The organism is Vibrio harveyi (assembly GCF_030060435.1).
In the GTDB taxonomy this organism is placed as follows: domain Bacteria; phylum Pseudomonadota; class Gammaproteobacteria; order Enterobacterales; family Vibrionaceae; genus Vibrio; species Vibrio harveyi.
Genome location: NZ_CP125875.1, coordinates 1957391 through 1978939, shown reverse-complemented (window position 1 = coordinate 1978939; position 21549 = coordinate 1957391). Strand labels below are relative to the sequence as shown.

23 protein-coding genes are annotated in these 21549 nt (G+C 45.8%); 21 read left to right on the top strand and 2 right to left on the bottom strand.

Features of this window, described 5'->3' with window-relative positions; translation table 11 throughout:
• Positions 1-109: 109 nt before the first annotated feature.
• A complete protein-coding gene (gene cmoA, locus QMY49_RS09485) occupies positions 110-847 on the bottom strand; it encodes a carboxy-S-adenosyl-L-methionine synthase CmoA (protein WP_005426299.1) in 738 nt (245 codons plus the stop codon).
• A gap of 104 nt (positions 848-951) precedes the next feature.
• The gene (locus QMY49_RS09480; RefSeq protein ID WP_283311211.1) at positions 952-1818 is read right to left on the bottom strand and encodes a DUF72 domain-containing protein; all 867 of its coding nucleotides are present in this window, start codon (positions 1816-1818) and stop codon (positions 952-954) included.
• A 272-nt stretch (positions 1819-2090) separates the two neighbouring features.
• Here QMY49_RS09480 and aspS point away from each other — a divergent pair, with 272 nt between their 5' ends.
• The 21 genes from aspS to QMY49_RS09375 all read left to right on the top strand — a co-directional run bounded on the left by aspS (position 2091) and on the right by QMY49_RS09375 (position 21523).
• Positions 2091-3869, top strand: a complete 1779-nt coding sequence (gene aspS, locus QMY49_RS09475) for an aspartate--tRNA ligase (protein WP_049535766.1) — start codon at positions 2091-2093, stop codon at positions 3867-3869.
• A gap of 100 nt (positions 3870-3969) precedes the next feature.
• A complete protein-coding gene (gene ruvC, locus QMY49_RS09470; RefSeq protein ID WP_005426231.1) occupies positions 3970-4491 on the top strand; it encodes a crossover junction endodeoxyribonuclease RuvC in 522 nt (173 codons plus the stop codon).
• Between the two features lie 122 nt (positions 4492-4613).
• Positions 4614-6065 carry a methyl-accepting chemotaxis protein gene (locus QMY49_RS09465; protein WP_283311208.1) on the top strand — a complete coding sequence of 484 codons (1452 nt, stop codon included), beginning with the start codon at positions 4614-4616 and terminating at the stop codon, positions 6063-6065.
• A 78-nt stretch (positions 6066-6143) separates the two neighbouring features.
• On the top strand, positions 6144-6758 hold the full coding sequence (gene ruvA, locus QMY49_RS09460) for a Holliday junction branch migration protein RuvA (RefSeq protein WP_009698278.1): 615 nt from the start codon (positions 6144-6146) through the stop codon (positions 6756-6758).
• Positions 6759-6779: 21 nt separating this feature from the next.
• Complete coding sequence (ruvB, locus tag QMY49_RS09455) at positions 6780-7784, top strand: Holliday junction branch migration DNA helicase RuvB (protein WP_009698277.1); 1005 nt, start codon at positions 6780-6782, stop codon at positions 7782-7784.
• 461 nt (positions 7785-8245) lie between these two features.
• Positions 8246-9832: a cytochrome ubiquinol oxidase subunit I gene (gene cydA / locus QMY49_RS09450; RefSeq protein ID WP_005450312.1), complete on the top strand. Its 1587-nt coding sequence runs from the start codon at positions 8246-8248 to the stop codon at positions 9830-9832.
• Between the two features lie 17 nt (positions 9833-9849).
• Positions 9850-10986, top strand: a complete 1137-nt coding sequence (gene cydB, locus QMY49_RS09445) for a cytochrome d ubiquinol oxidase subunit II (protein ID WP_005450311.1) — start codon at positions 9850-9852, stop codon at positions 10984-10986.
• A 12-nt stretch (positions 10987-10998) separates the two neighbouring features.
• Positions 10999-11106 (top strand): cytochrome bd-I oxidase subunit CydX, encoded by a 108-nt coding sequence (cydX, locus tag QMY49_RS09440; protein WP_000270284.1) that lies wholly within the window; start codon positions 10999-11001, stop codon positions 11104-11106.
• A complete protein-coding gene (gene ybgE / locus QMY49_RS09435) occupies positions 11099-11401 on the top strand; it encodes a cyd operon protein YbgE (protein ID WP_017188312.1) in 303 nt (100 codons plus the stop codon). Before cydX ends, ybgE begins: the two co-directional genes overlap by 8 nt.
• A gap of 171 nt (positions 11402-11572) precedes the next feature.
• Positions 11573-11992: a tol-pal system-associated acyl-CoA thioesterase gene (gene ybgC, locus QMY49_RS09430; RefSeq protein WP_005450307.1), complete on the top strand. Its 420-nt coding sequence runs from the start codon at positions 11573-11575 to the stop codon at positions 11990-11992.
• Positions 11982-12680 carry a protein TolQ gene (gene tolQ / locus QMY49_RS09425; RefSeq protein WP_005450306.1) on the top strand — a complete coding sequence of 233 codons (699 nt, stop codon included), beginning with the start codon at positions 11982-11984 and terminating at the stop codon, positions 12678-12680. Before ybgC ends, tolQ begins: the two co-directional genes overlap by 11 nt.
• A 3-nt stretch (positions 12681-12683) precedes the next feature.
• Positions 12684-13127: an ExbD/TolR family protein gene (locus QMY49_RS09420; protein ID WP_005450302.1), complete on the top strand. Its 444-nt coding sequence runs from the start codon at positions 12684-12686 to the stop codon at positions 13125-13127.
• Positions 13128-13140: 13 nt separating this feature from the next.
• Positions 13141-14205, top strand: coding sequence for a cell envelope integrity protein TolA (gene tolA / locus QMY49_RS09415; protein ID WP_017819043.1), 1065 nt, complete (start codon positions 13141-13143; stop codon positions 14203-14205).
• A gap of 16 nt (positions 14206-14221) precedes the next feature.
• The gene (tolB, locus tag QMY49_RS09410) at positions 14222-15574 is read left to right on the top strand and encodes a Tol-Pal system beta propeller repeat protein TolB (RefSeq protein ID WP_080971538.1); all 1353 of its coding nucleotides are present in this window, start codon (positions 14222-14224) and stop codon (positions 15572-15574) included.
• A gap of 32 nt (positions 15575-15606) precedes the next feature.
• A complete protein-coding gene (gene pal, locus QMY49_RS09405) occupies positions 15607-16128 on the top strand; it encodes a peptidoglycan-associated lipoprotein Pal (RefSeq protein ID WP_283311195.1) in 522 nt (173 codons plus the stop codon).
• A gap of 15 nt (positions 16129-16143) precedes the next feature.
• Entirely contained in the window at positions 16144-16899 is a 756-nt protein-coding gene (gene ybgF, locus QMY49_RS09400) for a tol-pal system protein YbgF (RefSeq protein ID WP_283311192.1), read from the top strand.
• Between the two features lie 220 nt (positions 16900-17119).
• The gene (gene nadA, locus QMY49_RS09395) at positions 17120-18181 is read left to right on the top strand and encodes a quinolinate synthase NadA (RefSeq protein ID WP_005450292.1); all 1062 of its coding nucleotides are present in this window, start codon (positions 17120-17122) and stop codon (positions 18179-18181) included.
• A gap of 132 nt (positions 18182-18313) precedes the next feature.
• Positions 18314-19357, top strand: coding sequence for a potassium channel family protein (locus QMY49_RS09390; protein ID WP_005450291.1), 1044 nt, complete (start codon positions 18314-18316; stop codon positions 19355-19357).
• Positions 19357-19773 carry a DUF350 domain-containing protein gene (locus QMY49_RS09385; RefSeq protein WP_005450290.1) on the top strand — a complete coding sequence of 139 codons (417 nt, stop codon included), beginning with the start codon at positions 19357-19359 and terminating at the stop codon, positions 19771-19773. The genes QMY49_RS09390 and QMY49_RS09385 overlap by 1 nt, the downstream gene beginning before the upstream one ends.
• Positions 19774-19781: 8 nt before the next feature.
• The gene (locus QMY49_RS09380) at positions 19782-20351 is read left to right on the top strand and encodes a DUF1190 domain-containing protein (protein WP_283311188.1); all 570 of its coding nucleotides are present in this window, start codon (positions 19782-19784) and stop codon (positions 20349-20351) included.
• 5 nt (positions 20352-20356) lie between these two features.
• Positions 20357-21523 carry a glutathionylspermidine synthase family protein gene (locus QMY49_RS09375; protein ID WP_029789032.1) on the top strand — a complete coding sequence of 389 codons (1167 nt, stop codon included), beginning with the start codon at positions 20357-20359 and terminating at the stop codon, positions 21521-21523.
• Positions 21524-21549 lie beyond the last annotated feature (26 nt).

The following is a 21549-nucleotide window of genomic DNA, read 5'->3' as shown; positions in this document are numbered from 1 at the left end:
ACGTGATAGGGAATCTCGGTTTTTATCGTTTTTGATAAGAGATCCCCAACTCGCTCGTTCCTCGCTCTTGAGGATGACGTCCTAATGAGAGCGAACTGTGTTGCGAAGTTTATTTAATCGCAAACATTGAACCGAAGTTAAAGCACTGGAACCAAACGTCGTAGCTTGAGAAACCAATTTCTGCGAAACGCTCTTTATGATCTTTTTTGGAATCAGGGCGCATCACGTTTTCAATCGCGCTGCGCTTTTGGCTGATCTCAAGTTCGCTGTAGCCATTTGCACGTTTAAAGTCGTGGTGAAGGTCAATCAACAACTCGTTAGATACTTCATCTTCAAACACGAACTTTTCAGACAGAATCAAAATGCCGCCTGGGCGCAGACCCGCGTAGATTTTCTCTAGTAGAGCATAGCGGTCTTCTGGAGAAAGGAATTGCAGCGTGAAGTTCAATACCACCACAGACGCGTTTTCGATTTCGATATTACGAATGTCCGCTTCGACTACATCAACTGGCGTATCACTGCGGTACGCATTGACGTGAAGCTTACAGCGTTCAACCATCGCAGGAGAGTTGTCCACTGCAATGATTTGGCAACCTTCTTGTTTGATATGACGACGCATAGACAGCGTAGCAGCACCCAAAGAACAACCTAGGTCGTAGATGTTTGAGTGAGGCTTAACAAAACGCTCTGCCAACATACCAATTGCAGAAATGATGTTGCTGTAACCCGGCACCGATCGCTGAATCATGTCAGGGAAAACTTCCGCCACGCGTTCATCGAACGTGAAATCCCCAATTTTATCGATTGGAGCCGAAAAAATAGTATCTGGATTGCTCTTAGGGTTCATAACCAAGTCTCTGCATACAAGCCGCCTAAAATGTCAGGCATCAAAAAAGGCGCGTATTTTATGGGAAATTCGCGCCTCTGTCATTTGCTTAATTATAAGCTTGTCTAAAACATTTGTATTTGCGAGTTGCCATCGTTGGCAGGAAATACAGACAAATTTGGCAGTGAGAGCTTAAGTTGTAGCTGCTTATATAACTTTTCAGCCAGTTCTGGTGCTAAGACGTTATCTGGTGTGTGAATCATCAAGTACGGTTGAATGCCTTGTTCAATCCACATCGGCAGCTTCTTCAACCAAGCTTCGAAAAAGCGCAGGTTGTCGTCCATGTCTGGATGACCGATAAAACGAATCATCGGGTGTTTGGCGGTTGCGATTGCATGAACCGGAACGCGAGGCTTTTTCTGATGGGCATCGATCACTGCTTCTGTTATCGGCTGCGCGGCGAATACAGGGCGGCTGTCCATAATAATGCGGTCGATGCCGCTCTCTAACAACCACTGATTCAACGCACGTTCTTCTTCACCTTTGGAGAAAAACGCCATGTGACGAACTTCCACCCCAAGCGGGAAATTCGGCGGAAAGCTGGCACAGAACTTCTTTAATCTATCGAGGTGTTCTGGACCAAATGCCGCAGGGAGCTGAATCGTCCATTGTCCAACACGTTCATGAAGCGGTTCCATGATCGTCATAAAGTCACGTAACTGCTCGTCGCAACCTCTGAGCATCTGTTCGTGAGTAATGGCTTTTGGCAACTTAAAGGTGAATTTGAAATCGTCGTGAGTCGCGGCTTTCCAGTTTTGCACCGTGTTGAGCGTCGGTGTGGCATAAAAGGTGGTGTTGCCTTCTACGGTGTGGAACACCTGCGCGTACTTTTCAAGTCGCTCTGCGGGTTTGGTGCCACTGCCATAAAAGCTTTGCTGCCACTGGTTGTGCGACCACATGGTCAATCCAAGTCGAAGGGGTAAATTATCCATATCTCTGCTTTACGTTTTTTCCTGAGTCCACTTTACGAGAGTTTTGCTGAAATGGGTAATTTCACGCTATAATCCCCACCAATTTTTTCGCTTTGGTGCGCTTTTGAACATTTGTTGTACTAAAAACCACCAATGAATGATAAAACACACTTAATTGTATGTTGAGTAGTCGATTTTCATAGGCTTTCAGCGTATAAATGGATCTTTACTCTGCTCGGCAATGAGGCTGACAGAGCGTAGTTAACAATATTTGAGAGATTGGGAATTTCATTATGCGTACCCATTACTGTGGTCACCTGAACAAGTCCCTTGCAGGACAAACTGTAGAACTTTGCGGCTGGGTTAACCGTCGTCGTGATTTAGGCGGTCTTATTTTTATCGATATGCGAGATCGCGAAGGTATCGTTCAGGTAGTTGTTGATCCAGATATGGCAGATGCGTATGAAGTGGCTAACACACTTCGTAATGAATTCTGTATCAAGCTAACTGGTGAGGTTCGCGTTCGCCCAGAAAGCCAAGTAAACAAAGACATGGCAACAGGTGAAGTTGAGATCCTTGCTACAGGTCTTGAAATCATCAACCGTTCTGACGTTCTGCCTCTAGACTTCAACCAAAAGAACTCTGAAGAGCAACGTCTGAAGTACCGTTACCTAGATCTACGTCGTCCAGAAATGAGCGACCGCATCAAGCTACGAGCTAAAGCGTCTAGCTTTGTTCGTCGTTTCCTAGATGACAACGGCTTCCTAGATATCGAAACACCAGTACTAACAAAAGCGACACCAGAAGGCGCTCGTGACTACCTAGTACCTAGCCGTGTTCACAAAGGCAGCTTCTACGCGCTTCCTCAGTCTCCACAGCTATTCAAACAGCTTCTAATGATGTCTGGTTTTGACCGTTACTACCAAATCGTTAAGTGTTTCCGTGATGAAGACTTGCGTGCTGACCGTCAACCAGAATTCACTCAGATCGATATCGAAACGTCATTCATGACGGCTGATCAAGTTCGTGCAACGACTGAGAAAATGGTTCGTGAAATGTGGCAAGAGCTACTGAACGTTGACCTAGGTGAATTCCCAGTAATGCCGTTCAGCGAAGCGATTCGTCGTTTCGGTTCTGACAAGCCAGACCTACGTAACCCGCTAGAGCTAGTAGACGTTGCTGACCTAGTAAAAGACGTTGAGTTCAAAGTATTCTCTGGTCCAGCAAACGACGAGAAAGGTCGCGTTGCAGTTATCCGTGTTCCAGGTGGTGCTGAGCTTACTCGTAAGCAAATCGATGGCTACGCAGAATTCGTAGGTATCTACGGTGCGAAAGGTCTAGCATGGATGAAGGTTAACGACCGTGCAGCAGGCATGGAAGGTATCCAATCTCCTGTAGCTAAATTCCTAAACGAAGACGTGATCAACGGCATTCTAGATCGCACTCAAGCGGAATCTGGCGACATCATCCTATTTGGTGCAGACAAAGCTAACATCGTTGCTGAAGCACTGGGTGCACTTCGTCTTAAACTTGGTAAAGACCTAGGTCTAACTAAAGAAGGCACTTGGGCTCCGCTATGGGTTGTTGACTTCCCAATGTTCGAAGAAGACGACGAAGGCAACCTACACGCAATGCACCACCCATTCACATCACCTCTAGGTGTGACTGCGGAAGAGCTAAAAGCGAACCCAGCAGTAGCGAACTCAAACGCATACGACATGGTTCTAAACGGCTACGAAGTAGGCGGTGGTTCTGTACGTATCCACAACGCAGAAATGCAAGCAGCGGTATTCGATATCCTAGGTATCGATGCAGAAGAGCAACAACTGAAATTCGGCTTCCTACTGGACGCGCTAAAATTCGGTACGCCTCCACACGCAGGTCTTGCATTCGGTCTAGACCGTCTAGTGATGCTGCTATGTGGTACAGAGAACATCCGTGATGTTATCGCGTTCCCTAAAACAACTGCGGCGGCGTGTCTACTAACAGACGCTCCAAGCCTTGCAAACCCAGCGGCTCTAGAAGAGCTAGCGATTGCAGTGACAGTTGCGAAAGAAAAAGACGCAGAATAAGCGCACAACAATTAAAGAAAAAACTCCCGCACCTGCGGGAGTTTTTGTTTTAATGGCATATATTCTAATAAATTTAGTGAGTTATTGATTAGGACTTTTCATGTCAATTATTTTGGGTATTGACCCAGGCTCTCGTATTACCGGTTACGGCGTGATTCGCCAGCAAGGTCGTCATCTGCAATATCTAGGCAGCGGCTGTATTCGTACTTCTGAAAAAGAGCTGCCAGGTCGTCTCAAGCAAATCTACGCAGGCGTGACGGAAATCATCACCCAGTTTCAACCAGATGTATTTGCTATCGAACAAGTGTTTATGGCGAAGAACGCTGATTCTGCATTAAAGCTAGGGCAGGCGCGTGGTAGTGCAATTGTGGCGGCTGTGAATGCGGATCTTCCGGTGCATGAGTACGCGGCTCGTCTCATTAAACAAGCGGTAACAGGCACTGGTGGCGCAGACAAAGTTCAGGTTCAACATATGGTTCAACACATGCTTAAATTGCCAGCCAAGCCTCAAGCCGATGCCGCCGATGCGTTGGGTGTTGCCATTTGTCACGCTAACACCAATAAGACACTAGTGGCGCTCGCAGGCAAAGCAACCAGTGCAAGAAAAGGTCGTTACCGTTAGGCGTATTCTCGTATTAAAAATGAGACATCTCAGACAGATTTATGGATTGGATTTGTTGAGAAAATGTTACAAAACTATAGTGGTCAGAGGTCTAACAAGAAATCAATCAAGGAAGATTGAACATGAATCCAGCCACGCTGTGGCGCAGTGCATTTATGCCGCGCCAAACTCAATGGACAAGAACACAACAACGTCAAGCAGACATCCTCTCTCTATTTACCTTCATCGCTTTCCTCGTCGGTATCTACAGCCTGATCAAATGGTCCAAACATGGACATGAAAGCCTAATTTTCACCTCAGTACTCTTAATCGCACTCGAACTAATATCCGCCTTTAGCCTGAGGTGGTTCAAACAACCGGCATTGTCGCTCAATCTTGGTTTTGTTGGCATGTCAGTGCATGCACTCAACATCATCTATCAAAGTGGTGGCGTGGTCGATTCTACCCAAACTTACTGGGTGCCTTTGTTAGTCGTCGCTTTCTTTTTATCTGGCACTCGTATCATGGCAATCTCTTGGAGCGCGTTAGTAATAGTGCTTTCTGCGGTAATGACGTATCAGCATGTATCTGGTTTTGGTTTTCCCCAACTCGTGTTGTCAGAATCTGCGCAGCGTGTGGAGATATGGTCAGGCACAGTGTTACCGCTGGTGGTGATTTGTATTGCGCAAGCCTTTACCACCAAGCAGCGAGACATCGCGATTGAAAGTGCAGAGAAAGCTAAAGCAGAAAGTGAGTTGGTGGCACAAAAGGCGACAGAAGGGGAGCTACGTTTAGCAGAGGTGCTAGAACAGGCGAATCAAAACTCAAGTGAGTTGAAACAAGTCTCGCAAGTACTCGATGAACAATCATCGCAATTGGATGCTCAAGTGAACGCCCTTAATGTAAACAGTGAATCCCAAGCCAGCGCAGCCGAGCAAATGAGTCAGCAAGTGCATCACATGGCGACTGGGATTGAAGAGTCCAGCAAGTTTGTCCAAGAGCTGCGCGAGAAGAGTGAGGGCGTTCATCAACAAGCTGAGAAAAGCTCGGAATTATTGGAGGACTCTACCCAAGCGATCAGCCAGATCATTACCAGCCATGAAGACATCATGAAAGTGGCGGACTTGATTACGTCAGTTGCGGAACAAACCAACTTGCTCGCTCTGAATGCCGCTATTGAAGCGGCGAGAGCGGGTGAGCAGGGCAGAGGTTTTGCGGTCGTTGCGGACCAAGTGCGAGAGCTTTCAGCTAAGAGCAGTCAGTCGGCGGTGGAAATTCGGAACTTGCTTGATCGCAGTGAGCAAGAAGTGAAGCATGGTCAAAGCGTCGTGACATCGAGTACAGAGCGAATGAACACCATTATTCAGCAAGTTACCACCATCTCTCACGATGTGCAGAGTCTGTCTGGCATCATGGCGACGCAAATGACGGCTTTAAAAGAGTTAGATGAAGCCAGCAGTGAAGTTGCTAACGGCGTAGTGAACACCAAAACCATTGCCGAAACTGTCGCGCAATACGGCAACGAGCTGAACGGGCAAGTGGTCGCGGTGCGCAATCTGACTCAACAGCTTGATCAAGTTGTCTCAAAAATTTAACCCCACCGCATAAAGGACTGGATGTCTATCCAGTTCTTTATTATCCTGTCGCAAATTCATTTCCAAAGAGTATTTATAGTGATTGGACGTCTTCGCGGCACTCTGCTTGAAAAGCAACCACCTGAAGTTTTAATTGAAGTTAATGGCATTGGTTATGAAGTTCAGATGCCAATGAGCTGTTTCTACGAACTGCCAAATGTCGGCGAAGAAGCCATTATTTATACTCACTTTGTTGTGCGTGAAGACGCGCAATTGCTTTACGGTTTCAACACAGTAAAAGAACGTGCGCTTTTCCGTGAAGTGATTAAAGCGAACGGCGTTGGTCCTAAGCTAGGTCTAGGTATCCTTTCTGGCATGACGGCGAGCCAATTCGTTTCTTGCGTTGAGCGTGAAGACATTTCAACGCTTGTGAAGCTACCGGGTGTTGGTAAGAAGACCGCTGAACGCCTCGTCGTAGAAATGAAAGACCGTCTGAAAGGGTGGGGCGCTGGCGATCTGTTTACTCCATTTACGGATGCAGCACCTGCGGACTCTGGCTCTGCGGGTTCTAACAACGCAGAAGAAGAGGCAATCAGTGCGCTTCTTGCTCTGGGCTACAAGCCGACTCAAGCGTCGAAAGTGGTTTCTCAGATCGCTAAACCGGATATGACCAGTGAGCAACTGATCCGTGAAGCACTAAAATCAATGGTGTAACGGAAAGCCCAAGGGAACAATATGATTGAAGCCGATCGTTTAATCGCTCCAGAAAATCCTTCGTTTCGTGATGAAGATGTCATCGACCGTGCGATTCGTCCTAAGAAACTGGCAGATTACCAAGGTCAGGATCACGTTCGTGATCAGATGGAGATTTTCATCAAAGCTGCTCAATTGCGAAATGAAGCGCTTGACCACCTTTTGATTTTTGGTCCTCCGGGCTTGGGTAAAACCACGCTTGCGAATATCGTCGCCAATGAGATGGAAGTGAACATTCGAACCACTTCTGGCCCAGTGCTTGAGAAAGCAGGAGACTTGGCGGCGCTGCTGACCAATTTAGAAGAAAACGATGTGCTGTTCATTGATGAGATTCACCGCTTAAGCCCGATGGTTGAAGAGGTGTTGTATCCAGCAATGGAGGATTACCAGTTGGACATCATGATTGGTGAAGGTCCTGCAGCACGCTCTATCAAAATTGATTTGCCACCTTTCACTTTGATCGGTGCAACGACGCGTGCAGGTTCTCTGACTTCGCCACTTCGTGACCGTTTCGGTATTACGCAGCGCCTTGAGTACTATAAAGTAAAAGACCTGCAAGATATCGTTCAGCGCAGTGCCGATTGCTTGGGCTTGTCGATGGAATCAGAAGGTGCATTGGAAGTCGCTCGCCGTGCTCGTGGTACACCACGTATTGCTAACCGACTATTGCGCCGTGTTCGTGACTATGCCGAAGTGAAAGGTAATGGTCATATATGTGCTGATACAGCAGACAAAGCGCTGAACATGCTTGATGTGGATGCAGAAGGCTTTGATTACATGGACCGTAAGCTGTTGCTTGCGATCATGGAGAAATTTGGTGGTGGACCTGTCGGTTTAGACAACATGGCAGCCGCGATTGGTGAAGAGAAAGACACCATTGAAGACGTTCTTGAGCCATATCTAATCCAACAAGGCTACTTGCAACGCACTCCTCGTGGTAGAATTGCCACAGATCGCGCTTATCTGCATTTCGGAATTGAAAAGTAAGATTCCATCGCTGGGCGCTTAGCGCTCAGCGTTTCACCAATGTTGACCAACCTCTCATTTATTAAATCTCTTCTAATACTAAATAGGTAATAGAAACTTATAGATTGTTAACTCTATGTTCTTGCCTAACTGATTATTTTCTCTCCTGATTACTCTCTATTAACATACTCATCGAATATCGATTGATCTGGATCAATGTGATGGATTTTTGTGCAAAATCAGCGCATAAAGATTGATGTATATCAAAGCGGTTTCTCGCCATAAACCTTTTGAAACAAACTGTTTTTACAAGTAATATTAGACCCAGCTATATTAGCTGATGCTTAACAATTAACTAACCAATGAAGCACATTTTTGCAACAAAGCGTTGTGATAATTCAACATTTTTCAAGTGTGAATAACACTTGTGTATGGATTGCAATATGTAGAGAGTGTCATTCAGCCGACACATAGGAGTTACCATGATTGACGTAGTTGATCTGTCGCGGTTGCAGTTTGCACTGACAGCGATGTATCACTTCCTATTCGTACCATTGACTCTTGGTATGGCCTTCCTTTTGGCCATTATGGAATCGATGTACGTAATGACGAACAAGCAAATCTACAAGGACATGACCAAGTTCTGGGGTAAGCTGTTCGGTATTAACTTTGCACTTGGTGTGGCTACCGGCCTTACCATGGAGTTCCAGTTTGGTACGAACTGGTCTTACTACTCCCACTATGTAGGTGACATCTTCGGTGCACCACTGGCGATCGAAGCACTGGTTGCTTTCTTCCTGGAGTCAACTTTTGTTGGTCTATTCTTCTTCGGGTGGGATCGTCTATCTAAACGTCAACACTTAGCGGTAACCTGGTTGGTTGCTCTGGGTTCTAACTTCTCTGCACTTTGGATTCTTATTGCGAACGGCTGGATGCAAAACCCAGTTGGCGCTGAGTTCAACTTTGAAACCATGCGTATGGAAATGGTGAGCTTCGCAGACGTTGTTCTAAACCCTGTAGCGCAAGTTAAATTTGTACACACAGTAGCGTCTGGTTACACATGTGGTGCAATGTTTGTTCTAGGCATCAGTTCTTACTACTTATTGAAAGGTCGTGATGTGGCGTTCGCTCGTCGTTCGTTTGCTATCGCAGCTTCTTTCGGTATGGCAGCAATCCTGTCTACTATCGTGCTAGGTGATGAATCTGGTTACGAGCTTGGTGAAGTTCAAAAAGTGAAGCTTGCAGCAGTCGAAGCTGAGTGGCACACAGAACCAGCACCAGCGGCGTTCACACTGTTCGGTTTACCAAACCAAGAAACAATGAACACCGATTACGCAATTAAGATCCCTTACGTTATGGGTATCATCGCGACACGTTCATTTGACGAGCAAGTAACAGGTCTGCACGACTTACGTGAAGAGCACGTTGACCGTATCCGTACTGGTATGTACGCATATGAATTGCTTGAAAAACTACGTGCAGGCGACAAGTCTGAAGCAAACATGACTGCGTTTGACGAAGTGAAGGGTGACCTAGGTTATGGTCTACTTCTAAAACGTTACACAGAAAACGTTGTTGACGCGACAGAAGACCAAATCCAAGCTGCTGCAGATGATTCAATCCCAACAGTATGGCCGCTATTCTGGTCATTCCGTATCATGGTTGCGTGTGGCTTCATCATGCTATTCGTATTTGGTGCATCATTTATCCAAACATGTCGTCAGAAGATCGAACAGAAACCATGGATTCTTAAAGCTGCATTGTTCAGCATTCCACTTCCATGGATTGCGATCGAAGCAGGTTGGTTTGTTGCTGAGTACGGCCGTCAACCGTGGGCAGTAGGTGAAATCCTACCGGTACACGTTGCGGCTTCAGCACTAACAGCAGGTGAAATCTGGACTTCACTATTTGCAATCCTAGCGCTGTACACTGCATTCCTAATTGCAGAAGTATACCTAATGGTGAAATTCGCTCGTAAAGGTCCAAGTAGCCTGAAAACTGGTCGCTACCACTTCGAGCAAAACGCTGACTCTGTTGAAGACAAAGTTAGCCGCCAAGTAGAAGCGTAAGGTAAGGAGACAACAAGATGTTTGATTACGAAATCTTGCGATTCATCTGGTGGGTACTGATCGGTGTTCTACTAGTTGGTTTCGCTATTACTGACGGTTTCGATATGGGTGTAGGCGCGCTTGTACCTGTTATCGGTAAAAACGACACACAACGTCGTGTCATGATTAACTCAATCGCTCCGCACTGGGATGGTAACCAAGTTTGGCTTATCACTGCGGGTGGTGCATTGTTCGCAGCATGGCCTTTGGTTTACGCGACATCGTTTTCTGGTTTCTACCTAGCGATGATCCTAACTCTAGCGGCACTTTGGCTACGTCCGATTGGTCTTGATTACCGCTCAAAAATCGAAGATCCAAAATGGCGTAACACTTGGGATATCTGTATCTCAATCAGTGGCTTCGTTCCACCAATCATCTTTGGTGTAGCGTTTGGTAACCTTCTACAAGGTGTTCCATTCCAGTTGAACGAATTCCTAATGCCAACGTACCACGGTTCATTCTTTGGTCTACTAAACCCATTTGCTCTGTTATGTGGTCTAGTAAGTTTGTTCATGATCCTGATGCAAGGTGCAACTTGGCTTCAAATGAAGACAACTGGCGAAGTACATACTCGTGCTCGTAATGTGGCTCAGCTAACAGGTCTACTAACTGTTATTGCATTTGTGGTTGCAGGTTTCTGGATCCAGAGCATCGAAGGCTACGTTATTGTAGGTGGCATCGACACTGCAGCGGCTTCTAACCCTCTAAACAAAGAGGTTATCCGTGAAGCTGGTGCGTGGATGAATAACTTTGAAGCTTACCCACTACTATGGGCTGCACCTGTACTGGGTGTTGCTATGCCGCTACTAGCTGTATTGGCATCTCGCCTAGAGAAGTGTGGTATCGCGTTCCTAACGTCAAGCCTTGGCAACGCTGGTGTTATCTTTACTGCTGGTATCGCAATGTTCCCATTCGTAATGCCTTCAGACCTGATGCCAAGCCAAAGTCTAACAATGTGGGATGCAACTTCATCTGAACTGACTCTGAACCTAATGACAGGCGTAGCGTTTGTTATGGTTCCTATCATCCTTGCTTACACGTCTTGGACTTACTACAAGATGTTTGGCCGCTTGGATGACCAGTTCATCGAAGAAAACAAAAACTCACTATACTAAGGAGCTATTACTATGTGGTATTTCGCATGGATTCTAGGTGTACTACTTGCTTGTGCATTCGGTATCATCAACGCTCTTTGGTTAGAGCACTCAGAAATGATGGATAAAGACAGTGAGTAATCTCGCTGACAAGGTAGCGAAACTTCACGCACCAATGGACAAGACTCTGCTAAGAGTCTTGGCCTTAATCCTTGGCTTTATGCATGTAGGGTTGGTGATGTGGGATCCGAACGCATACCATCGAGAAATTGGTGGCTTTAATGCGTTTATCGCACCAGCGCTGATTTGGGCAGTGTGCTCAAGCATGGTATATGGTGTGGGCTTCAAGCCAAGAAATTGGTACTGGCAGGTGCTGTTCAGTCCTTATTTCTCGCTCGCTATCTTAATTTATCTAACTGCACTGTATTTCATGTAAGCGTTACAGACTGAAATAAAGTCGGTTACTAAATCATCGAATAAAAGCCAGACTCATAGTCTGGCTTTTATTTTTTCTACAAATTTCAAAAATATTCCCTTAGCTCAGTACCAATTGCTGTCGCTTCAGTTATAGTAATTGCTTTAAAGAATTGAATATATTGGTACTCCCTTGCAAGGCACATCAAATTCCTTCCGCTGGCCAATCACGGTGTATTACGAAGACACTGATGCGGGCGGCGTCGTCTATCACTCAAATTATTTAAAATTCTTTGAACGTGCGCGTACTGAGTTATTGCGTGCAAAAGGCATTTCTCAAAATCTGTTGTTGGAACAAAATATAGGTTTCGTTGTCCGACACATGGATATCGATTTCAACCAAGGGGCTAGATTGGACGAGCATTTGACCGTTCTTACCCGAGTGTCAGAAATAAAACGTGCGTCTCTGCAATTCTGTCAAGAGTTAGTCAATGATGAAGGCAAAACATTGTGCAAGACAATTGTTAAGGTAGCATGTATCGATAATAAGAAAATGAAACCAATAGCTATCCCATCTTTTATCAATTCGGAGCTAACAAATAGTGACTGCTGATATTTCCATTTTAGATCTCTTTCTTCAGGCCAGTCTGTTGGTAAAGCTTGTGATGTTGACACTACTCGGTATGTCTGTCGCATCTTGGGCAATGATCATCAAGCGCAGCAAAGTGTTGTCTCAAGCATCGAAAGATGCCGAGTCATTTGAAGACAAATTCTGGTCAGGTACTGATCTTTCTCAGCTTTACCAAAAGGTAAAAGCCCGTAAAGATGACATTACTGGCACAGAAGAAATCTTCTACGCAGGTTTTACAGAGTTTGCACGTCTACGCAAAAGCAATGCGAATTCTCCAGCTTACATCATGGAAGGTACGGGTCGTGCGATGCGTGTCTCCGTTGCTCGTGAAGTCGATGAACTGGAAACGAGCCTACCATTTCTTGCCACAGTTGGTTCAATTAGCCCGTACATTGGTCTATTTGGTACTGTTTGGGGCATCATGCACGCCTTTATTGCGCTAGGTGAAGTGAAGCAGGCGACACTTTCTATGGTGGCTCCTGGTATTGCAGAAGCACTGATTGCAACTGCTATGGGTCTATTTGCCGCTATTCCAGCAGTAATGGCTTACAACCGTCTAAGCAACAAAGTAAGTAAGTTAGAGCACACTTACGCGACTTTCTCTGAAGAATTCCACAGCATCCTGCACCGTCAAGCGATGGCGGGTAGAGACAGCGCAAGTAAGGAATAAGGCATGGCGGGTTACCAACCTAAAAAGCGTAAAATGACAGCAGAGATCAACGTCGTGCCATATATCGACGTCATGCTCGTATTGCTGATCATTTTTATGGCAACCGCTCCATTTGTCACCCAAGGTGTTGATGTAGATCTTCCACAAACATCGACAGCTGAATCGATGCAAGATATAGCGGGTGATACAGACAGCAGCTTTATCATCATTGAAATTGATCGCGACGGTAATTTAGGTCTGAGCGTGAATGACGAAGAGGTTCAGCGCGGTCTATCACTACAAGACGTGATTGTACGAGTGAAAGCAGAACGCTCTATCAAGCCAGATTCACCTGTTGCGGTGGGCGGCGATGCGGCGACGCCATATGCTGACGTTGTACTTTTGCTTGACGAGTTAAGTCGTGCAGGCATCCCAAAAGTGGGTCTGATGACCGATATCAAGGAATAGACATCGTACATCTATGAAAGACAACAAGAAGAAACGCAAAGAATACACCAAGCCGATAGCGATATCGGTTGGTTTGCATGCGCTGTTAGTCGTTGCTCTGCTTTGGGGTACAGATTTCACAATGTCTAAGCCGGAACCTACGGGGCAAATGGTGCAGGCAGTGGTCATTGACCCTAAACTTGTTCAACAGCAAGCGAAAGAGATTCGTCAGCAACGCGAAAAAGCTGCAAAGAAAGAGCAAGACCGTCTTGATAAGTTGAGACGTGAAGCTGAGCAGCTTGAGAAAAATCGCAAAGCAGAAGAAGAACAGATTCGTAAACTGAAAGAGCAACAGGCGAAAGATGCCAAAGCCGCTCGCGAAGCCGAAGCTGCTCGTAAGAAGAAAGAGCAAGAGCGTAAGGCAGAGGAAGAACGCACTCGTAAAGAAAAAGAACGTGCAGCAAAAGCAGAAAAAGAACGTAAAGCCAAAGAAGAGGCTGTACGTAAAGCTGAGCAGCAACGCATTGCTAAAGAAGCTGCCGCAGCAAAAGCGGAACAAGAGCGTGTAGCGCGCGAGAAAGCTGCGAAAGAAGCAGAAGAGAAAGCGCGTCGTGAACGTGAGGCTGCAGCAAAAGCAGAGCAAGAACGTATTGCGAAAGAAAAAGCCGCGAAAGAGGCAGCTGAAAAAGCGCGCAAAGAAAAAGAGCGTCTTGAGCGATTAGAGCGTGAGCGTAAAGAGCAAGAAGCAGCGTTGGATGACATCTTTGCTGGTCTAGAAAGTGAATCTGAACTTAACCAAGAAGCAAAGAATCAGCATGTTAATTCGGAAGCTGATCGTTATGGTGCGATCTATAAACAGCTAATCGAAAGTCGTATCATCAAGGATGACTATCTTGTGGGAAAGTCGTGTAGGTTGAACATTAAGCTTGTGCCAACAGGAACAGATGGCGTAGTGAGTAGTGTTTCAATTATCAGTGGTGATGCTCGTTTATGTAGCGCAGCAAAGAGCGCAGTTAATCAAGTTGGTAATTTCCCTATGCCAAAAGACCGCGCCATTATAGATAAAATTCGTGATGTTAACTTAACGGTTGATTATTAAATTAAGGAACTGAGACGTGATTAAACGCCTTTTACTAGGAATGTTTGTACTGCTTGGCAGTCTAACGAGTGTGGCTCATGCTGCACTAGAGCTGGTGATTACCGATGGTATTGATTCAGCGCGACCAATTGCTGTTGTTCCATTCAAATGGGAAGGCAGTAAACCTCTTCCAACTGATATTTCAGCTGTGATTGCTTCTGATTTGCAACGCAGTGGTAAATTCAGCCCTGTACCAACGAGCAAAATGCCACAAACTCCATTCAATGAATCAGAGGTGAACTTTGATGCGTGGACAGGTCTTGGCGTTGATGCTCTGCTAACTGGTTCAATTAAGCAAAACGAGCAAGGTAACTATGTGGTTAACTACCAATTAGTGGACGTTGTTCGTGGTCAGCTAACGGGCGGTCAGAGTAAAGCTCTTGGTGGTGATGGTGAGCTGGTACTTTCTAAAGATCATGTTCTTTTCAACAAAGTAGCAACGGTTGAAGCTCCACGCATGCGTGAATACGCGCACCGTATTGCTGACCTTGTTTACGAGCAACTTACTGGCGAACGCGGTGCATTTATGACGCGTATTGCTTACGTTGTTGTAAATGACAAAGATCGCTTCCCATACCAACTTCGCGTTGCGGATTACGATGGTTACAACGAACGTTTGGTACTTCGCTCTAAGCAACCGCTTATGTCTCCAGCATGGTCACCAGATGGTCAGAAGCTTGCATACGTGAGCTTCCAAAATGGTCAGGCTGAAATCTTCATCATGAACATCTATACCGGTGAGCGTGAGAAGGTAACGTCATACCCTCGTCATAATGGTGCGCCAAGATTCTCGCCGGATGGCAGTAAACTTGCTTTGGTACTGTCTAAGACAGGTTCACTTCAGGTTTACACCTTGGATCTAAAAACACGTAAGCTGACACAAATTACGCGTGGCAGATCAAATAATACGGAACCGTTCTGGCACCCCGATGGCAAATCGCTGATTTTCACATCAGACAGGGGTGGTAAACCTCAGATTTATCAAGTAAATTTGGGCAGCGGTTCAACTAACCGCTTGACTTGGCAAGGCAGTCAGAACTTGGGTGGACAAATCACTCCTGACGGCCGATTCCTCGTCATGGTGAATCGCAGTGATTCGGGCTTCAACTTGGCTAAACAAGATTTGGAAACAGGTGCTCTTCAGGTGCTAACAAAAACGTTGCTTGATGAGTCTCCGAGCATTGCCCCAAATGGTGGCATGGTTATCTATAGCTCGATTTACAACAAGAAAAACGTACTATCGATGGTGTCAATTGATGGTCGATTTAAAGCTAGATTACCGGCAACAAATGGGCGTGTAAGAGCTCCCGCATGGTCACCGTTTTTGTAGTAAGAAAAAATTGATTAATAAAGGAAAATAAGATGCAACTGAACAAGGTTCTAAAAGGGCTACTAATCGCGATTCCTGTGATGGCTATGACAGCATGTAGTTCAAGCGATGACGCTGCTTCTAACACTGGTGCAGAAACAAACACTGGTGCTGCAGAAACAACAGTCGTTACTCCGATCGATCAAAACGGTCAGCTAACGGAGCAAGAGCTAAAAGAGCAAGCGCTACGTGAAACTCAAACTATCTACTTCGCATTTGACAACTCAAGAATTGCAGGTGATTACGAAGAAATGCTAGCAGCTCACGCTTCTTACCTAAGCAAGAACCCTGCTCTAAAAGTAACTATCGAAGGTCACGCTGATGAGCGTGGTACTCCTGAGTACAACATCGCACTAGGCGAGCGTCGTGCAGAAGCAGTATCAAACTACCTACAAGCACTAGGTGTACAAGCTGACCAAATCTCTATCGTTAGCTACGGTGAAGAGAAGCCACTTCTTCTAGGTCAATCTGAAGAAGTTTACGCTAAGAACCGTCGTGCGGTTCTAGTATACTAATTCGAGGTAAACCTCATGTTCAGTAACACTAAGCGCGCTGTTACGCTTACGTTACTGGCAAGTGCAGCGAACTTCGCGTTCGCTGCACCAGCTCCAGTATCAGATCTCAACAGCACGTCATCAGTATCTACTCGATCTTCTTCAGAAACCGACATCGAGCGTTTAGAGCGCTTGCTGCAAAATCGCAACCGCGTTCAGCTTCAAATGCAAGAGCAAATTGACCAAATGTCACAAGAGATCAGTGATCTACGTGGTCAGTTAGAGCGTAATAGCTACGAGATGCAGCAAATGCTGAAACGTCAGCGTGAGCTGTTTGTTGAGCTTGATCGAGTGCGTGGCGAAATGAAAGCCGCACCTGTTAAAGAAACGAAACTAGCAGAGACGGGTGGTAAGTATACATCGAATGCCGATGAACAAACGGCTTACCAAGACGCGGTGGATTTGATCCTTAAAAAACGCGACTACACCGGTGCTATCGCTGCATTCCAGCAGTTCCAAAAGGACTATCCTGATTCAACATATTCTGCGAACTCACATTACTGGCTAGGTCAGTTGTACTTCGCGAAGAAACAGGATAAAGAAGCTGTGAAGAGCTTTGCAGCCGTGGTTTCTTACAAAGATTCCAACAAGCGTGCAGATGCATTAGTCAAGCTAGGCGATATTGCTGAGCGTAACAACAATGCAGCGCAAGCGAAGAAATACTATCAGCAAGTGGTGGATGAGTACCCAGGCAGTGCATCGGCGAAAGTCGCTAGCTCTAAGCTGAAGTAAAACAACAAAAGGGAGCTCAGGCTCCCTTTTTCTTTGGGCTTCACCGCGCACTTTTTTAAAGACCTATTGATGCGATGAATGTCTAAAGGCAACAATCAGAATTGTCACTCACAACAAAGATATACGGCTAGACTGCTATAAATTCCGGTTACGGGTTGGTTTTTGAAAATCAACAAGGTTACAATACTCGGATTAAAGGAAGTTGCGTAGAGCAAGAGCAATGAGCCACATATTAGATAAAATCGACACAGTTTACCCATTCCCACCAAAACCAATCCCATTAAGCCAACAAGAAAAAGCCGATTACATCGAGCGAATCAAAAAGCTGCTTAAAGAAAAAGACGCGGTACTTATCGCCCACTATTACACTGATCCTGAAATCCAAGCTCTGGCTGAAGAGACCGGCGGTTTTGTTGGTGATTCGCTAGAAATGGCAAAATTTGGTAACCGCCATCCAGCAAGTACACTGATCATTGGTGGGGTTCGCTTTATGGGTGAATCTGCAAAGATCCTGACACCAGAAAAACGCATTCTAATGCCAACGCTAGAAGCAGAATGTTCACTGGATCTTGGTTGCCCGGCGGACAAGTTTAGCGAGTTCTGTGACGCTCATCCTGACCACACGGTGGTGGTATACGCAAACACATCTGCGGCAGTAAAAGCACGTGCTGATTGGGTTGTGACTTCTAGTATCGCGCTTGAAATCGTCGAGCATCTAGACGCAGAAGATAAGCCAATCATCTGGGGACCGGATCGCCACTTAGGTTCTTACATTGCAAACAAAACTGGTGCAGACATGTTGCTATGGCAAGGTGAGTGCGTAGTTCACGACGAGTTTTCTGCAGATGCGCTACGCAAGATGAAGAACGTATACTCGGATGCGGCAATCCTAGTGCACCCAGAATCACCTGCAAGTGTTGTAGAGCTAGCCGATGCAGTAGGCTCGACAAGTCAGCTAATCAAAGCAGCGAAAGAGCTGCCTCAAAAGCAAATGATCGTCGCAACAGACAAAGGTATCTTCTTTAAGATGCAACAGTTAGTGCCTGAAAAAGAACTGATTGAAGCACCGACAGCAGGGGCTGGCGCGACATGTCGTAGCTGTGCACACTGCCCTTGGATGGCGATGAACGGTCTTAAAGCAATTGAGCAAGCGCTGCGTGAAGGTGGTGAAGAGCACGAAATCTTTGTTGATGAAGCACTACGTGTGAAGTCACTGATTCCGCTCAACCGCATGCTAGATTTTGCCGAGCAGTTAAACATGCAAGTCAAAGGCAACGCATAGTCATTCCGTCTACTTAGACTGTAGTTTGTTAATATAAATCTCAAAAACCAGCCGAATGTGGCTGGTTTTTTTATTTCTTACAATCAATAGGTTAGTATTTAGTTATAGCAATTAGAAAGGAATCGGAAACTTATGGCTGTATGGCTAGTACTGAAAAAGTGGCTAAGCACCCATCTTTTCAAATTAAGCAACCGAAACCTTCTCGTCATTAGTGGCGCATATATTGCCATCTCGTGGTTATTGTTGGCTCTTGCAGGAGAGCATGCACTGACCGAAAACTTCTCTAACTTTATTTACTACCTCATGGTGACTGCTTCAACGGTTGGCTATGGTGACTTATCACCCTCAAGTGATATGGGTAAGTGGGTTGTGGTTCTGTTTATTATCCCTGGTGGTTTGAGTTTATTTGCTGCCATTTTGGGGCGAGTGGCTGGTGGCGCAATTGACTATTGGCGAGCAGGCATACTGGGTAAACGGAGAGTAAGAGTGGATAACCATATCGTATTATTGGGTTGGAATGGCGCACGAACCATGCACCTTATCCGCATGTTGCAGCATGAAGAAGAGGGCAAACGCCCAATTGTGTTATGCAGTCGTTCAGACATTGAAAACCCATTACCAGGTGAAATTGGTTTTATCAAGGTGAACAGTTACACCGACGCGCAAGAGATGAAAAACGCCAACATCACCGATGCTAACTGTATTATTGTCGATAATCTTAGCGATGATATTACTCTCTCTGCCGCATTGTATTGTGCCTCAGTGAATCCTGATGCACACTTGCTGGCTTATTTTAAAGATGAAGCGCTAGGTCGACTGTTGAGTGAGCACTGTCCAAAAGCAGAATGCATTCCAGCCGTTGGCGCAGAGATGCTTGCGAAAGCGGCAGTAGATCCGGGTTCGAGTGCACTTCATCAGGAGCTACTTGCTTCAACTCGGGGTATGACACAGTACTCGGTGATTTACCCACAAGATCAACCGACAACCAGCGTGGAAAAAATCTTCGGATTTATCAAGAAGCATCACCAAGCTACGTTGATCGCGTTCGATCTTGGTGACGGGATTGAACTCAACCCAGATTTAAATGCTCAAGTGCCACCAAGCACTAAGCTGTTTTACATTGCCGACGAGCGAATTGATGACTTCGCTTGGACAGACATGAACAAGGACAAATAATGCATATGATTGCCGACCTGTTGGCAGGTTTTCCCAATTTTCTTCTCTACTTTTCTGTTTCGATCGTTTTCGTGCTGGCGTTTAAATTCGTCTACGTCAGATTGACGCCTTATGATGAATGGCATCTGATCAAGGAAGAGAAAAATACCGCTGCGGCAGTTGCGTTAAGTGGTGCTTTTCTTGGTTACTGTCTGGCTATTGCCGGCGCTGCGACTAACTCAGTCAATATTGTGGATTTCATGGTATGGGGCGTTGTAGCGATGCTGGCACAGATCATTGCGTTTGGTATTGTACGTTTTATTCTGCTGCCAAAAGTATCGGAGCGTATTGAAAATGATGAAGTGCCAGCGGGCATTGTTTTAGCGGCTGTCTCTGTGTCTGTCGGTGTGCTTAACGCAGCCTGCATGACATACTAGGAGGAACGATGAAACGCAGTTCCAATGTAAAACGCTCCTCAATGGACAAGAGTTTTAAAATCGGACGAATCATTCCATTCGTTGCTTTTGGTGGGATTTTTTTCCTCGCAACTCAAGAATCAGAAACGGAAGGCTATATCTACGTCGATGCTGACGAGTGTAAATCTGCCGCGCCTGAATTCAGTGAGCAGTGTGACATCGCCTACCAAGAAGCGATGGCGCGTGCAGAAGAAAATGCGCCGCGCTACAACAACAAATATGAGTGCGAAAATGACTTTTACGAGGATGATTGTTACTACAGTTCTCGTCATCACTCATATGTCCCATTTGTTGGTGGTTACTTCTTCAGTCGCGCGGTGAGTGGGCTTAAGGGTTACAACAAAAGTTATTACTCAGAGCCGATGTATCGTTATAAATCGAAGTATTACAACGGTGCAGGGCAGTTTTACGGCTCTTATCGCAATCAATCCACTAAGGTTGCTACCAGTAGCCTAAATAAGCGCGGCGGCGGTACGATTGGTCGTGCGATGTCTCGCGGTGGCTTTGGTAAAGCTGTGTCAGTCAGCCGCGGCGGTTAACTGAAATGTTTCGACGAGAAATACAAGAAAGAGAAAACTGGCGTGAATTGGCACGCCAGTTTGGTTTTGGCTTCCATTCTATGTACGACCAACCGTATTGGGATGAGAGTGCTTACTATCAATTTACCCTTGAGCAGATAGAGAAAGACATTGAAGACCCAACGGAAGAGCTTCATCAAATGTGTCTTGAAATCGTCGATCAGGTTGTACGAAGTGAGCAGTTACTGACACAGTGTGCGATTCCCGAAGCTATGTGGTCACAAGTCGCTTCCTCTTGGCAACGAAGAGAGCCTTCTCTTTATTCGAGGATGGACTTTGCTTACAACGGCTCCTCTCCTGCAAAGTTATTAGAAAACAACGCAGACACACCAACGTCATTGTTTGAGACTGGCTTTTGGCAGTGGGTGTGGTTAGAGGATGTTGTCAATAAAGGTCGCATTCACCAAAGTGCGGATCAGTTTAATATTCTGCAAGACTTTCTGATTCAACGCTTTGCCGATATTGCCAAATTGCAGCCGGGTCAAACGCTGCATTTTAGTTGTTGCAAATACACCGAAGAAGATAAAGGCACGGTGCAATACCTCGAAGACTGTGCGCGAGAAGCTGGGTTAGCAACCGCCTTTGTTTTTGTCGAAGATATTGGCGTGACGCAAGATGGGCAATTTGTGGATGTCGATGGCAGAGCGATTCGCTGGATGTTCAAACTCTACCCTTGGGAGTTCATGTTCGAAGAGGAATACAGTCAGTACTTGGCAACTGCGAGTGTGAATTGGTTAGAGCCGATGTGGAAATCGATTCTGTCTAATAAAGCGTTGTTACCCTTGCTTTGGGAGAGGTTTCCAAATCATCCGAATCTTTTGCCCGCGTATTTTGCCAATGATCCAAAAGCGGCTAGCTTAAAAGACTATGTCATTAAACCTCTGTTTTCTCGCGAAGGTGCCAATATTGAGATTGTCAAAAATGGTCAGCGATTGGTGAAAACACCGGGTCCGTATGAATCGAGTCAAAACATCATTCAACAATATCATCCGCTACCTAAGTTTGGCTCAAGCCATACGTTGATTGGCAGTTGGTTAGTGAATGATAAAGCAGCCGGGATCTCCATTCGAGAAGACAGCAGTTTAGTTACCCAAGATATGGCGCGATATATCCCCCATGTCATTCTAGATTGATCAAAAAAGCTCTCCGGATTGGAGAG

What these genes read in the sequence shown, in the direction of transcription:
- cmoA (WP_005426299.1), bottom strand. Translation starts at nt 847, where the DNA reads ATGAACCCTAAGAGCAATCCAGATACTATTTTTTCGGCTCCAATCGAT.
- QMY49_RS09480 (WP_283311211.1), bottom strand. Translation starts at nt 1,818, where the DNA reads ATGGATAATTTACCCCTTCGACTTGGATTGACCATGTGGTCGCACAAC.
- aspS (WP_049535766.1), top strand. Translation starts at nt 2,091, where the DNA reads ATGCGTACCCATTACTGTGGTCACCTGAACAAGTCCCTTGCAGGACAA.
- ruvC (WP_005426231.1), top strand. Translation starts at nt 3,970, where the DNA reads ATGTCAATTATTTTGGGTATTGACCCAGGCTCTCGTATTACCGGTTAC.
- QMY49_RS09465 (WP_283311208.1), top strand. Translation starts at nt 4,614, where the DNA reads ATGAATCCAGCCACGCTGTGGCGCAGTGCATTTATGCCGCGCCAAACT.
- ruvB (WP_009698277.1), top strand. Translation starts at nt 6,780, where the DNA reads ATGATTGAAGCCGATCGTTTAATCGCTCCAGAAAATCCTTCGTTTCGT.
- cydA (WP_005450312.1), top strand. Translation starts at nt 8,246, where the DNA reads ATGATTGACGTAGTTGATCTGTCGCGGTTGCAGTTTGCACTGACAGCG.
- cydB (WP_005450311.1), top strand. Translation starts at nt 9,850, where the DNA reads ATGTTTGATTACGAAATCTTGCGATTCATCTGGTGGGTACTGATCGGT.
- cydX (WP_000270284.1), top strand. Translation starts at nt 10,999, where the DNA reads ATGTGGTATTTCGCATGGATTCTAGGTGTACTACTTGCTTGTGCATTC.
- QMY49_RS09420 (WP_005450302.1), top strand. Translation starts at nt 12,684, where the DNA reads ATGGCGGGTTACCAACCTAAAAAGCGTAAAATGACAGCAGAGATCAAC.
- tolA (WP_017819043.1), top strand. Translation starts at nt 13,141, where the DNA reads ATGAAAGACAACAAGAAGAAACGCAAAGAATACACCAAGCCGATAGCG.
- pal (WP_283311195.1), top strand. Translation starts at nt 15,607, where the DNA reads ATGCAACTGAACAAGGTTCTAAAAGGGCTACTAATCGCGATTCCTGTG.
- ybgF (WP_283311192.1), top strand. Translation starts at nt 16,144, where the DNA reads ATGTTCAGTAACACTAAGCGCGCTGTTACGCTTACGTTACTGGCAAGT.
- nadA (WP_005450292.1), top strand. Translation starts at nt 17,120, where the DNA reads ATGAGCCACATATTAGATAAAATCGACACAGTTTACCCATTCCCACCA.
- QMY49_RS09390 (WP_005450291.1), top strand. Translation starts at nt 18,314, where the DNA reads ATGGCTGTATGGCTAGTACTGAAAAAGTGGCTAAGCACCCATCTTTTC.
- QMY49_RS09385 (WP_005450290.1), top strand. Translation starts at nt 19,357, where the DNA reads ATGCATATGATTGCCGACCTGTTGGCAGGTTTTCCCAATTTTCTTCTC.
- QMY49_RS09380 (WP_283311188.1), top strand. Translation starts at nt 19,782, where the DNA reads ATGAAACGCAGTTCCAATGTAAAACGCTCCTCAATGGACAAGAGTTTT.
- QMY49_RS09375 (WP_029789032.1), top strand. Translation starts at nt 20,357, where the DNA reads ATGTTTCGACGAGAAATACAAGAAAGAGAAAACTGGCGTGAATTGGCA.